Origin of the sequence: Streptomyces sp. NBC_00299 (genome assembly GCF_036173045.1) — a bacterium.
Lineage (GTDB): Bacteria > Actinomycetota > Actinomycetes > Streptomycetales > Streptomycetaceae > Streptomyces > Streptomyces machairae.
Genome location: NZ_CP108039.1, coordinates 3,067,543 through 3,080,508, shown reverse-complemented (window position 1 = coordinate 3,080,508; position 12,966 = coordinate 3,067,543). Strand labels below are relative to the sequence as shown.

Below are 12,966 nucleotides of genomic sequence, written 5' to 3'. Positions count from 1 at the left end.
GGAGGTCCAGGAGGGAACAGCAAGGTGCCTGTGGCCCGTGCCGTAGATCTACCTCGTGGGCGCGCGACCGTCGACTCTGTTAACAGTTGGCGACCAAGGGCGCAGGCTTGGACATTATCCGTACTCTGATCCAAGTGCTTCATCGCGAAGGGACAGGTCCACCGATGAGTGAAAACCTGACGCTGGGAGACCGTCTCCGTATCGCTCGTAGGACACGGAAGCTGTCGGCTGCCCAACTGGCACAGAAGGTCGCGGTCTCCCCAAGCTACGTGCAGAAGTTGGAGTCGGGCGCGCGCAAGGCTTCACCGTCGTTGGTCCTGGCCCTCGCCAAGGCGCTGCGCTTCGGTCCCGAGGTCCTGACTGGTCAGCCGTACTACGGTGAGCCGGAGGCGGAAGACGGCGTTCACGCTGTCATCCCCGAGCTCCGCCGTCTCCTGCTCTGCTATGACAGCCCCGACGATCTGGAGATCGCTCCCCGGGCGCTTCCCGTGCTCGCCTCGGAGGTCGATCAGGTGGCGGCCCTACGCCGCGATGCTCGGTACGCCCCGATGGGCCCGCTGCTTCCGCCGATCATCACCGAACTGACCCACGTCGCCCTCGGCGGTGCCAACGGCGACCGGGGCAAGGCGTTCTGGCACCTGGCGCGTGCCTATCGCGCTGTGAACTCCCTGGCCCACAAGATGGGCCACCACGACTTGTCGAACACGGCGCTGGAGCGCGTCCGTTGGGCGGCGGACCGCTCTGGTGACCCCCTGATGCAGTTCACGGCTGGCTACCTCGTCGCAGGAGCGATGCTGCGCCAGGGCGCGTACTCGCCGGCACGCCGCAAGCTCCTCGGGCTGCGGACCGAGTTGGAGCGGTTCCAGCCGGAACGCTCCTTCACGGAGGACGCGCTCGCGGTCGACGGCGCGCTGCTGCTGAAGCTGGCCGTTCTCGAAGCCCGTGAGAACCATTCTGATCGCGCCGACGCGTACCTGCGGGAGGCGGAGCAGGTCGCGAGCATGGCAGGCAACCGTGACTCCCTGGCATACGAGATGTCGTTCGGGCCGACGAACATCCGCATCCATGAGGTGCACGCGATGATCGACACGGGTGACACCGAGCAGGCCCTCGCCCGCCTCACCGAATGGTCTCCGGTCTCCGGCGGCGAGTGGGCGCCGCCCAGTACGACCGTCGGCGAGCGGTCGAGCCATCACTTCATCGACGTGGCGTCTGCGAAGCTCGCAGAGGGCGACCGGGACGGTGCCTTCGCGGACCTCAAGCGCGCACGGAAGGTCGCACCCAACCACACGCGGTTCCACCCGTCCGTTCGCGAGACCACCGCAGCACTGCTCAGGATGGATGCACACCCCTCCAACGAGCTGTCTGCCTTTGGGAGTTGGACGGGTATTAGCACAACGTGAGCCTCTGTCAAGGGCTTTGGCGATCGGAGCCCACGGACAGACTGTCCGCGCAGGACACCTTGCTGAATGGAATGGTCTCTTCACACGCAGTGGTGAGGAGGCCTTTTCCATGTCCGACGACAATCCCGCAGCTCGCGCGAACCCGCCGCGCTGGATGCCCATCGGCGAGGAGCCCGAGCTGTGCTCGGCGGGGGAGTGGTGGGACGCCGTACGCGCCGTGGAGGCCGTGGGCCGACGCGCGATCGAGATCCTCGGCGAGGGTGACGAACCGGTCGGCCCGGTGATCCTGGACCACGGAGGCCCGGAGCCTCGGCTGTACTTCCTGGTTCCCGTGGGTACTGCGGCTCGCTGGGAGGAGCCGGGGACCGTTGCGCTGGGGCAGAAGTGCCACGTCGTTGTCCCGTCCGCGGAGAGCACGACGCCTCCGGGGATGCACTGGCACGTCTTCCCCCGAGGCCCGCGGTCGTTGACGCGGCCCGATGCCCTGCGCCGCGCGCTGAGTCAGGCTCGGCGGGAGCGGCGAGGGCCCGCAGAGGAAGCAGCCTGCTGATGGCCCTGAGCATCTCCCTCGTGCTGGTCCTCGGCATCGTCGTGGTGCTTCTGATCCGGACCAAATCCGTGAAGCCCGGAGCCGCGATCGTCTGCGTGCTTTTCGGGTTCTTCCTGGCGGGCACGTCCATCGCCCCGAACATCAACCGGTTCGTGACCGGCGTCGCCGACATGATCGGACATATTCGCTTTTAGGGAGCGCGACGCGGCTTCCGAATCCCCTTTCTCTGCCAGGTCCGCGGTCCGCCCCGATCACCTGGCGGCCCCGTCCCCCCAACTTGCCTGAGGCCCCCGATGACATTCACGTTCAGCTCGGAGAACACGTCCCCCCACACAGTGGGCGTGCATCGGACGAACGGCCCCAATCCCGCTCGCCAGCGGCGCCTGGTCCACGCCGAGGGGCTCTGATGCGTCTCGTCTACCATCCGGCCGGCCATGACGACGACCTACGTACGGCCCTGGTCGAGCTGCAGGCGGGGCGTTGGAAGCCGGCACGGGAGTTGCTGTGGGAGACGGGCACGCACTGGCCATTGCGAACGTCACGCACTCAGTTGCTGGCCGTGGCAGCCGCCCGATCGGACGTGGTCGACGTCTGGCTCGCGGAGGAGCCGGACAGCTACGACGCGCAGCTGATGGCTGTTCGTGTCGCCGTCGAGAGGGCGCTGCGTGCACACCGTCAACGACACCCTCGGACCTTGGAGTTCGAGACGAGGGCGCGACGTGCGGCGCTCCTGGCAGCGCGTCGTGCGCCGCATGATCCCGTGCCGTGGGTGTGCCTCGTGGCGCTGGCCCAGATCGACACGCGGCAGCTGCGTCAGGAACACCGAATGAGGCCCAACGAGCCGATGCTGCCCAGCGGTCCGTGGGGGTTGTTGTACGAGGTCAACCAGCGTGATCCGTACAACCGCGAGGCCTACCACCGCGTGCTGCAGTTCATGCTCGCCCTTGAGGGGCCGCGGGGCGCTTCCTTGGCCGCGGTCTTCGACTTCGGCCGATCCGTGGCCTCACAGCGTCCCGTCGGATCGCCGCTGCTGCTTCTGCCGGCGTACGCACAGATCGAGCAGCGTCGGCAATCGCGCGCCGATCCGCTGTGGCGGCGGCAGTGGGCGCAGGAGTCGACACTCGACTACACACTGGCCGCCTTTCACGACTGGTTCCACAAGGCGCCCGCCGGGCAGCACTCGGTGGCCGATCTGAACCTCCTGGCCTACGCGTTGTGGGCAGGAGCCCAGTACCTGGAGGCCGCCGAGGTGTTCGAGGTGATGGGCCCGTACGCGGCCCGTGAGCCGTGGGCGTCGGTGCACGAGGGGGCCGCGGGGCCGGACCCTGGCGAGGCGCTGCTCCTTCGGGCGCGCGCCGAATCCCTCTCGTACGCCCGCAACCATAGGCCGCGCGCAGGGCCGCACCCGTGATCGGCATCCGCTGGCAGCTAAACCCCAATTGGCATGGACCTGTCCAGATCATCTTTAGTTTTGGAGGCTTACCCGTGTCTCGCTTGAGTCCGAACCACCGCGCGACGTCCCGGAAGCCCGATGACGCATACCTGCGGGAGCTGGGCTACGAGCCCGTACTGACCCGGCGCATGGGGCCATTCGGGAACTTCGCGATCTCGTTCAGCGTCATCAGCGTTTTGTCCGGCTGCATGACCCTGTACGGCTTCGGCCTGAACACCGGCGGTCCGTCGGTGATGTTGTGGGGCTGGCTGATCGTCGGCGCCATGGTGATGTTCATCGGCGCCGCACTCGCCGAGGTGACCTCCGCATATCCGACCTCCGGAGCCCTTTACTACCAGGCAGAGCAACTCGGCGGGCGGAAGTGGGGCTGGTACACAGGCTGGCTCAACTTGTTGGGCCTGCTCGGCGCGATCGCCGGCATCGACTACGGGGCCGCGCTGTTCACGGGCGCCCTGTTAAACCTGCAGTGGGGCTTCGAGCCGACGCCGGGCAGGATCATGGTGATCTTCCTGTGCATCCTCGCCCTGCACCTCGCCCTGAACCTGTTCGGGGTCCGGCTGGTCAGCATTCTCAACAGCATCAGCGTGTGGTGGCACCTCGGCGGCGTCACGGTGATCGTTGGGGCACTGGCGATCGTGCCCTCTCATCACCAGTCCGCAGACTTCGTGTTCGGCGAGTTCGTCAATAACACCGGCTGGTCCAGCCCCCTGTACGTGGCTGTGCTCGGTCTGCTGCTGGCCCAGTACACGTTCTGCGGTTACGACGCCTCCGCGCACCTGTCGGAGGAGACCACCGACGCCCAGGTCTCCGCATCCCGCGGCATCATCCACGCGATCGGGTGGTCGTGGCTGGCCGGGTTCGTCCTGCTGGCCGGGCTCACGTTCGCGATCCAGGACTACGCGGGCACCGTGGGCACGGCGACGGGAGTGCCGCCGGCGCAGATCTTCCTGGACGCGCTGGGCGTCGCGGGGGCGAAGGCACTGCTCCTAGTCGTGATCATCGCGCAGTTGTGCTGTGGCAACGCCGAGACCGCCGCGGCCAGCCGGATGGTGTTCGCGTTCTCGCGCGACGGGGCGCTGCCGGGTTCGTACCTGTGGCGTCAGGTGGACCGCCGCACTGGCACTCCGCGCCTGGCCGTGCTCCTGGCGGTCGTGTGTGCCGCCGTGCTGGCCCTGCCGAGCCTGTACAGCCCGGTCGCGTACGCGGCGATCACCAGTATCAATGTGGTCGGGATCACCCCGGCGTACGCGATCCCGATCTACTTGCGCATCAAGAACCGCGACCGCTTCCGGCCCGGTCCTTGGAACCTCGGCAGCTGGGGTGTGGCCGTCGGCACGATCGCCGTTGCCTGGGTGCTGTTCGTGACGGTGCTGTTCTGTCTGCCGCAGACGCGCCCCGCCGACGGTGGCCTGGTCTCCGTGGAGACCTTCAACTACGCGCCCATCGCACTGCTCGCCGTCCTGGCCCTCGCCTGGGGGTGGTGGCGGAAGCAGGGCAGCTCCTATGAAGTGCCGGCCCAGAACTTCGACCGCTCGGCGACTACGTACGAAGACGAGGTCGTGTGATGACGAGAACCACGACCGGCAACGGCACCGTTGCCCGACTGGCCCCCGCACCTGTCCCTGAGCAGGGCGGGCGCTCCGGGAAGGGCCTCTCCCTGTCCGACCTGCGGAACCTCGTCAAGGCGGGTGCGATCGACACAGTGTTGCTCGCCGTCCCTGACCTGCAAGGGAGGCTGAAGGGGAAGCGTTACGACGCGAACCACTTCCTCAAGCGCGTCGCGCATGACGGCACCGAGGTGTGCGCCTACGTCCTGGCCACCGACGTCGACATGAGCCCGGCGGATGGCTTCGCCCTGACCTCGTGGGAGACCGGCTACCAGGACCTGTCCGTGCAACCGGCTCTGTCGACCCTGTATGTGGTGCCGTGGCTGCCGCGCACCGTTGCCGTGCTCGGCGATGCGGTGCACCACGATGGGACGCTGATCGACATCGCGCCCCGCCAGATCCTCCACCAGCAGTTGACCCGACTGTCGCGGCACGGGCTGCATCCCAAAGTGGGGATCGAGACCGAGTTCGTCCTCTACAAGGGCACGTACGCGGACGCGGAACAGGCTGGCTATCAGGGTCTACGGCCGTTGACGACGGAGAACCTGGACTACGCCCTCGACCACGACCCCGTATCTGACCGGTACTTGCGCCGTCTTCAGCGGGCGCTCGCCGGGGCGGGGATGCCCGTGGAAGCGATCAAGACCGAATCAGGCCCCGGCCAGGTCGAGGTGACCTTCCCGTACGGTGGCGCTCTCACCGCCTGCGACCGGCACCCGCTCTTCAAGCACGCCGTGCGCACCCTGGGCTCGCGAGCCGGTCTGGCGCCCACGTTCATGGCAGCCCCGGAAACCGGCCGAGCCAACGGCCTGCACCTGCACGTGTCGCTGTGGTCGAAGGCCATCAGCCAACTCCACGAGCCCGGCAGCGAGCACGAGCTGTCCCAGGTCGGTCAGCACGCCATCGCGGGTCTGCTCGCCGGCCTGCCCGAGCTGGGCCCGTTTTACGCACCCAGCGTCAACTCCTACAAGCGGTTCACGCCCGGCTCCTTCGCGCCGACCACGTTCACCTGGGGCCGGGACAACCGCACCTGCGCTGTCCGCGTCGTCGGCAGCGGCGAAGGGCTGCACCTGGAGATCCGTGTGCCGGGTGCGGACGCCAATCCGTATCTGGCGCTGTCGGCGGTGCTGGCCGCCATGGACCACGGTCTGGAACGGAAGCTCGCCCTTGGTCCCGAAGCGACCGGCAACGCCTACCGCGCGAGTGGAACAGAAGCCCCCGTGCCATCCACCCTCGGCTTGTCCCTGACCGCATTCCAGAACAGCGCGCTCGCGCAGCAGGCCTTCGGCACCGAGGTGGTCGAGCACTATGCCCGCCTCGCCCGGCTCGAACTCGCCCACGACGAGCGCCTCGTCACCGATGCCGAGCGTCAGCGGTGGCTGGCCCGTGCCTGACCAGCCCGCTTCCCAGGAGGGACATACAGCCGTGAGCGTCCGCAGATGACCAGCTCAGGCCGCATTGTCAGTGGCCCTTGGCAAGCTACCCACCCACGACAGGACACTGAGCGCGTCCGATCCGTCACCCATCGTGGCGCGGTCGGGCGGCCAAGCGAGCGGAAGGGCGCCCCGTGACCGACATGCCCAGTGCGCTCCACCAACTGGTGGAGTCGGTGACCGACACGTACACGGTGGTCGCCGAACATCCCAGGCCCGGCGACATCAGACCTTCCGTCTGGGAGGTCGAAGGACCTGGTGGAGACCGGTGGTTCGGCAAGCTCCACGCGGGCCCGAAACTACACCGACGCGAAGTGACTGCGTACCAGAAGTGGACCGTCGCCCTGGGCGCCGACCGTGCACCCGAGCTCGTCGCCGCGGACACGCAGACGCGCACCATCCTGATCACCGCCCTGCCCGGGCGCAGCCTCGACACACTGCGCCTGCCGGCCGAGCAGGAGCGTGCGGCCTACGAGCAGGCCGGCGAACTGCTCGCCCGGCACCACACCGCGGCAGCCGACGAGCCCTCGCTGGAAGAGACAGAGGAGATGTGGGATGAGACAGTCGCCCAGCTCCTGGAGCGCACGGCGACGAACGTGCCGGAACACGACCTCGCGATGGTGCGCATGCTCGCTGGGGAAGCTCAGCCGAGCCTGCCTCAGGTATCCCAGCACGGCGACTACATGCCCAAGAACTGGATGTGGGACGAGACCGAGCAGCGGCTCCGGGTCATCGACTACGAACGGGCCGAGCTTCGGCCCGCCGCCTACCGGGACCTGAGCCGACTGCGCTACCGGATCCTGCGCCACCGCCCCGACCTCTACGCCGCGTTCCACAGTGGATACGGCCGTCCCCTCACCGAGGAGGAACAGATCGCGTGCCGGGCGTACGGGGCACTGGATGCCTTGGACTCTCTGGATTGGGGGATCAAGCACCGCGACATCGGCCTGGTTGACGAGGCGCACACCATGCTGGAAAACCTGCGCCTGGAGACCGGCAAGCGGGTGTGGGGCGGGTGGCGCGCGTGAACGCCTTTGCCGGAACCTCTACCTACTACCGGCGCTTCCGTCCGGGCATCCCCGCCGACCTCGCAGCCCTTCTCGACGAGGCGGCGCCCACGGACAGGCCACGGCGCCTTCTGGACATCGGCACCGGCCCGGGACTCGTTGTCCACGCCCTCTTGCCGTACTTCGACGATCTGTTCGCGGTCGATGCCGAGCCGGGGATGCTCACGGAAGCCGAAGCAACGCCTTCACCGTCCTCACGGCCCGCAGGCCCTCCGCACACGAGGGTCGGTGATTCGTATGGACGGAGCAGCCAGCGGTGACATGCTGACCGCTGACGTGCTCGAAGACCGGTACGGGCTCGTCGCCGAGGTCGTCGAACCTGTGCACATGGGCACGGACACCATCAACCGGCGAGTCCTGACGGATGACGGCCTGAGGTTGTTCGTCAAGCAGTACCGCTCGATGGACGACCTGGACGCGGCGCGCAACGCGTGGGACATGTCGGAGTACTGCCGGGTCGCCAAGCTCCCCGTTCCGCGCGTGTGGCCTGATGCCAACGACAACCTGGTCACCATCGCGGGAGGCAGCGCTTGGGCGGTGGTCGACGAGGCTCCCGGCCGGGTGACCACGTCTGCGATGACAGTCCCTCTCGCCGAACACATCGGCGTCGTCATGGGGCGCATGCACCGTGCGCTCGCCGCGTATCCGTTGCCCAAGCGTGTGCAACAGACCCGCTGGCGTAGCGAGCCCGTCGAGGACGCTGTGGCGAGGTGCGACACCGTGATGGACAGAGCCACGCGACAAGGCCACGACCGTCTTGACCAACTGCGTGATGATCTCGACCAGCGGCGGACGAACCTGCGCAGGCATGCCGCCAGGCTGAGGGAACGTCTGCCCGCGACGCTGGGGGAGCAGGCGCTGCACGCGGACCTCTCCCGCACCAACCTCATCACGCTCGGCGAAGCAGTCACCGGCGTCATCGACTTCCGCTGCGCCAGCGCGATACCGGCCTGGGAGCTGGGGCGAGCGGCGTTCGACCCGCGCACCGTCGCGACCAGCACCGAGTGGGCAGCCTGCGCCCTGGCCATGGCCAGGGCCTACCGCTCGGAGCACCCCAGCCTTCCGGTCCAGGAGGTGCGGGCCTGCGCCCGGATCGCGCTGCTGTACATGCTGTTCAGCGTCTACGGCGCCACCACCGCCGAATACGACTTGCCGCGGGAGGCGGAGGCGGATCTGAAACGGCATTGGCGCGAGCGTCAGATCGCCATCGGTCGGCTGCTCAGTGACCTTGAAGGCGTTGAAGACGAGCTCGCGGGCATCGGAGCGAGCGGAGGCGCGTCGTGACTATCCAGCAGCTTCCAACTGCGTTGAGCGAACTGGCTGATGAGCGACAGCCTCAACCACGCATGGCATACAGGGGGATGTCTTGGCGTATCAAACCGTGATCGGCCTGCACCTGGCACGTATCCCGAAGCAGCGTGAGCTGCTGGGATTCCAGAGGACTTCCCTGGCCCGGCATGGCCTTTCTGCGGAGGGCCTGAGCCGATGACGACCATTCCGAAGCCCACTGCGGCTGCCACGCCGACCGACGAGGCAGAGACGCCGGACGAGGAACTGAAGTTCGTCATCCCCGGCGACCGCCGCATCGAGGCCGCCAACGCGATCACAACCCGTTCGATGGCCCGGCGTCTGCCCCAACTGATCCGCCGCTCGCTGGCCCTGGGCTGGCAGGTCGACCGTGCAGCGGTCATCGCGTTGCTCGCCGTCCAACTCCTCTCCGGGGTGTTGGAAGCGTTCGGGCTGATGGCCACCACCGGGGTGATCAAGCCTCTGATCGCCTCCCAGCACATCAGCGGCGACCAGCTCCGCTCCGCCGTACCTTCCCTTGTCGTCCTGTCAGGGGCCATCGGCCTGCGCGCACTGCTCGGTATCGCCTCCACCGCGCTATCGGCCAGGCTGGCCCCCCGCATTGCCAGAGAGGCAGAACTCAAGCTCCTCGACGCGGCGACGCAGGCGGAACTCGCCGCGTACGACAATCCGGGATACAACGACCGTTGGGACGCGGCCGACCGAGGCGTGGAAGTCTCGAGGGATCTTCTCACCGAGGCCCAGTACATCCTCGCCGCGTCGGCATCGCTGATCGCCTCGGCGTGTGTCCTGACCGCCGTGCACCCGGTCCTTCTCCCGCTGCTCATCCTGGCGGCCCTGCCGAAGGGGGTGGCCAGCGTTCGGGCGGCACGCATCAGCTACATCGCGTCGCTCGCTACGTCGAAGGACCGGCGCCTGCTCGGAATGCTGCGCTGGTACATGGTCGACAAGCAGATCGCCGACCAAGTCCGCTCGGGCACCATGGCACCGTTCCTGCTCGACAAGTACCGCACGACTGGGGCGCGGATCGACAGGACCACCGACCAGGCCACCTGGCGTGCGGCCAGGGTCTCCCTGGTCGGTGGGGCAGCAGGAGGCCTCGCCCACGCGGTGGTGTGGGTGGCCCTGGCACTGTTGGTGTCCGCCGGGCAGATCTCGGTCGCCGCTCTCGGTACCGCGTTCCTCGCGTTGGGGCGCGTCAGCTCAGGACTGGACGGGATTGTCGGTTACGGAGCCAGACTCTTCCGGACGGGAATGTACTTGGACGACTGGGCGGACTTCATCGACGAAGCCGGCGGCCACCGTATCGACCGCGGTCCTCGGACGCCGGCCGCGCCCACGGTCGTATGCGCTGAGAACATCACCTTCCAGTATCCGAGCGCCGACCGGCCCGCCCTCGACGGTGTCTCCCTGGAGGTCCGGCGGGGCGAAGTCGTCGCGCTCGTGGGCGAGAACGGCTCAGGCAAGACCACCCTCAGCAAGATCCTCTCGGCTCTCTATCTGCCCGACCGAGGAGCCGTCACCTGGGACGGCACCGACACGAGGGACCTGGACGCGCATGCCACCTGGAGGAAGGTCGCGGTAGTACCCCAGTCCTACGCGAACTGGCCCCTGTCGGCGAGGGAGAACATCACTCTTGGGCAGACCACTCAGGAGGGGGACGCCGCCGTGCTTGCCGCGGCGCACGCCGCAGGCGCCGACGAGGTCATCGACGGATTGCGCAGCGGGCTGAACACTCTGTTGGCCAAGGAATGGTGGGGCGGGCAGGAACTGTCCGGCGGACAGTGGCAGAGGATCGCGCTCGCCCGAGCCTTCCACCGCCCCGCCGGACTGCTCGTCCTGGACGAACCGACCGCAGCCCTCGACCCGAGGGCCGAGCACCGCATCTTCACCGGGCTGCGCCGCCTCGCCGCCGACCGCGCGGTCGTACTGGTCACCCACCGGCTCACCAACGTGACCATCGCCGACCGAATCGTTGTCCTCGACAAGGGCCGGGTCATCCAGCACGGAACCCCCGAGGAACTGCTGGCCCAGCAGGACGGCTTGTTCCGTGAGCTGTGGGATCTGCAGAACGAGCGCACCGGGCGGGTACCTGTCCCGGCTGATTCCGAGGAGGGCGTGTCACCGAACTAGGCAGGCCATTTCTGAACTACCGCCGAGTGGGTTCTGCAGCTCTATTCGGCATCCCCAGGACCGGGGTTGTCTTTCGGATCATCGCGAAGGACACGGACTGAGGCTCGGCCCGGTCGGGGCTACCGGGGTCGCAGGGCGTGGAGATCCGGCAGATGGCGTTCGTCGACGTGGGGGAGGGTGGTATTCCGTCCTTGGCTGTCGCACAGACGTACGCGCTGCCTCGGTGGGGACGAGTCCGTCTCCACGACGATGTCCTGGATGTCGGGCCAGGCCCACTTCCGCACCCCGGGTGGCCTACTTGGCGGCCCAGCAGCCCAAGTTGTTCTGGTGCCCCTCCGCCGCCCGGCGCGGCGCGTCCGGCGATCCCAGCAGACCGTACGGCAGATACCCGGACCGGACACCGAGTTCCCACCCATGGACCTGGACGGCGAGGCAGGCCAGGGCGAGGGTGCCGAGGGGGAGGAGGGACCGTGGCGCGGGATCACCGGCATCGGCCTCGACGCTCTCCCGGTACGCCAGCCGGGCGACGAGGGCGTCCTCGAAGGCGTGCTGGTCGTCGTCGAGGAGTACGCGGAGCAGCCGCTGGTCCGCGCTCAGCGCGTCGCCGACCTCGTCGAGCCGCCGGGCGGCCTCCGCGCGCTCCCCGGCGTTCGGCTTGCGCAGCGGAACCGTCGGCCAGTCGCGGGGCAGATGCCCGGCCGCCTCGGTGAGATAGGGGCACAGGGCGTCCATGGCGGCGAGGTCGGCGGGGTCGGAGACGGAGGTGTACCGGTTGTAGGGCACGCCGTCACGGATGGCGGGCGCGTAGTCGCCGCGCAGCAGCAGCCCGGTGACCCGCTCCCAGTCCCACACATGCCCGCTGACGACACACATCTCGAACATGTCGAGCCAGGTCCGCGCGGTGGGCGCCTCCTTGACGACGTCCCGGAACGTGATGGGCCCGTCCCCGAACTCGTCGTCGTCCGGGTCCGTGCTGATCCGCTCCCCGACGAGGGGCAACCGGAGTTCCTGGTCCCCGTTCGGGAAGCACATGATGCTCAGCACTCCGTGCACACACTCCGCGGCGGTGACGGCGACCGTGCCAGCCGCAGCGTCGAGCCCCGGCTCCGTCACCGTTCGCGCGGCGACATAGTCGAGCAGTTCGTCCGCCATGGCCCGGATCAGCGACGGCGAGATGCTGCCGACCGCAGCGAGTGCCACCGCGTGTAGGCCCGCCCGTCGATGTCGTCGAGCGCCTCGGCCAACCGCTGCTCGCCTACCTGATGGCATGTCACATTCCGCACGTACCCCGCCCCTTCATGAACTCCACGACTGGACGAAGCACGTTATCAACGGGTACTGACAGCACAGTCCGGGTCGCGCGAGGGCCGCCGCCCGGGCCGCCGGTGTGGGGCCGGGTGAAGCTGTAGCGGCCCAGGCTGCTGACCCCATGGCCGGGTCAGACCGCAGTACTCGCGGTCTTCGGACGGGTGGCGTTCACCTGGCCCATGGCTCGGTCGATCGTGATCTCGATGACCACGCGCTCCGGGTCCGGAGCCGGCGTGCGCCCGTACCGGTCCGCGTAGCGCGCCACGGCATTGTCGACCGCTGCTGCGTCGGTAAGCACTTCGGCCGCGCCTTCCAGGGTGGCCCAGCGGCCTCCATCGACCTGGCACACGGCTGCGCGGGCTTCGCCAGGGCGGGACGCCTGAATGTTGGCGACTTTCTTGCTCGATTTGCGTGTGATAACGCGAGCGACTCCCGCGTCGACATCAAGGGTCACGCCGACGGGCACTACATGCGGACTTCCGTCGGAGCGAAGCGTGGTGAGGGTGCACAAGTGGTACTCATTCCAGAACGCTGAGTACTCAGGGGTCTGGCTGAATATGTCGCTAGGCATGCTCGTGAGCGTAACGCGGGGCACTGCGCAGATTGGCGCAGAAGTGACCTCTTCCACACACCTGTCCGCAGGCCAATGCCTCGACTGAATGCACCTTTTGGTGCTGAATGCTCACGTTATTCTCCCGCTAAAT

At 67.9% G+C, this 12,966-nt stretch carries 10 protein-coding genes and 1 pseudogene; 9 read left to right on the top strand and 2 right to left on the bottom strand.

Annotated features, from left to right (window positions below; genetic code table 11):
* Positions 1-164 precede the first annotated feature (164 nt).
* The 9 genes from OHT51_RS13420 to OHT51_RS13380 all read left to right on the top strand — a co-directional run bounded on the left by OHT51_RS13420 (position 165) and on the right by OHT51_RS13380 (position 10,954).
* Positions 165-1,403: a helix-turn-helix domain-containing protein gene (locus OHT51_RS13420; protein WP_328879157.1), complete on the top strand. Its 1,239-nt coding sequence runs from the start codon at positions 165-167 to the stop codon at positions 1,401-1,403.
* Between the two features lie 109 nt (positions 1,404-1,512).
* Entirely contained in the window at positions 1,513-1,953 is a 441-nt protein-coding gene (locus tag OHT51_RS13415) for a hypothetical protein (RefSeq protein ID WP_328879156.1), read from the top strand.
* Complete coding sequence (locus OHT51_RS13410; protein WP_328879155.1) at positions 1,953-2,147, top strand: hypothetical protein; 195 nt, start codon at positions 1,953-1,955, stop codon at positions 2,145-2,147. Before OHT51_RS13415 ends, OHT51_RS13410 begins: the two co-directional genes overlap by 1 nt.
* Before the next feature lie 212 nt (positions 2,148-2,359).
* Positions 2,360-3,364 (top strand): hypothetical protein, encoded by a 1,005-nt coding sequence (locus tag OHT51_RS13405; RefSeq protein ID WP_328879154.1) that lies wholly within the window; start codon positions 2,360-2,362, stop codon positions 3,362-3,364.
* A 74-nt stretch (positions 3,365-3,438) separates the two neighbouring features.
* Entirely contained in the window at positions 3,439-4,971 is a 1,533-nt protein-coding gene (locus OHT51_RS13400) for an amino acid permease (protein WP_328879153.1), read from the top strand.
* On the top strand, positions 4,971-6,407 hold the full coding sequence (locus OHT51_RS13395) for a glutamine synthetase family protein (RefSeq protein WP_328879152.1): 1,437 nt from the start codon (positions 4,971-4,973) through the stop codon (positions 6,405-6,407). The genes OHT51_RS13400 and OHT51_RS13395 overlap by 1 nt, the downstream gene beginning before the upstream one ends.
* Before the next feature lie 182 nt (positions 6,408-6,589).
* Positions 6,590-7,474: an aminoglycoside phosphotransferase family protein gene (locus tag OHT51_RS13390; protein ID WP_328884313.1), complete on the top strand. Its 885-nt coding sequence runs from the start codon at positions 6,590-6,592 to the stop codon at positions 7,472-7,474.
* A 300-nt stretch (positions 7,475-7,774) separates the two neighbouring features.
* Positions 7,775-8,797 carry a phosphotransferase enzyme family protein gene (locus tag OHT51_RS13385; protein ID WP_328879151.1) on the top strand — a complete coding sequence of 341 codons (1,023 nt, stop codon included), beginning with the start codon at positions 7,775-7,777 and terminating at the stop codon, positions 8,795-8,797.
* Between the two features lie 201 nt (positions 8,798-8,998).
* Positions 8,999-10,954 (top strand): ATP-binding cassette domain-containing protein, encoded by a 1,956-nt coding sequence (locus tag OHT51_RS13380; protein WP_328879150.1) that lies wholly within the window; start codon positions 8,999-9,001, stop codon positions 10,952-10,954.
* Between the two features lie 294 nt (positions 10,955-11,248).
* Here the strand turns inward: OHT51_RS13380 and OHT51_RS13375 are convergent.
* Positions 11,249-12,237: pseudogene (locus OHT51_RS13375) on the bottom strand (immunity 49 family protein).
* Positions 12,238-12,392: 155 nt separating this feature from the next.
* Positions 12,393-12,833, bottom strand: coding sequence for a pyridoxamine 5'-phosphate oxidase family protein (locus tag OHT51_RS13370; protein ID WP_328879149.1), 441 nt, complete (start codon positions 12,831-12,833; stop codon positions 12,393-12,395).
* Between the last annotated feature and the right edge of the window lie 133 nt (positions 12,834-12,966).

Coding starts and splice junctions, on each gene's coding strand:
- OHT51_RS13420 (WP_328879157.1), top strand. CDS start 165: ATGAGTGAAAACCTGACGCTGGGAGACCGTCTCCGTATCGCTCGTAGG.
- OHT51_RS13415 (WP_328879156.1), top strand. CDS start 1,513: ATGTCCGACGACAATCCCGCAGCTCGCGCGAACCCGCCGCGCTGGATG.
- OHT51_RS13410 (WP_328879155.1), top strand. CDS start 1,953: ATGGCCCTGAGCATCTCCCTCGTGCTGGTCCTCGGCATCGTCGTGGTG.
- OHT51_RS13405 (WP_328879154.1), top strand. CDS start 2,360: ATGCGTCTCGTCTACCATCCGGCCGGCCATGACGACGACCTACGTACG.
- OHT51_RS13395 (WP_328879152.1), top strand. CDS start 4,971: ATGACGAGAACCACGACCGGCAACGGCACCGTTGCCCGACTGGCCCCC.
- OHT51_RS13390 (WP_328884313.1), top strand. CDS start 6,590: ATGCCCAGTGCGCTCCACCAACTGGTGGAGTCGGTGACCGACACGTAC.
- OHT51_RS13385 (WP_328879151.1), top strand. CDS start 7,775: ATGCTGACCGCTGACGTGCTCGAAGACCGGTACGGGCTCGTCGCCGAG.
- OHT51_RS13380 (WP_328879150.1), top strand. CDS start 8,999: ATGACGACCATTCCGAAGCCCACTGCGGCTGCCACGCCGACCGACGAG.
- OHT51_RS13370 (WP_328879149.1), bottom strand. CDS start 12,833: ATGCCTAGCGACATATTCAGCCAGACCCCTGAGTACTCAGCGTTCTGG.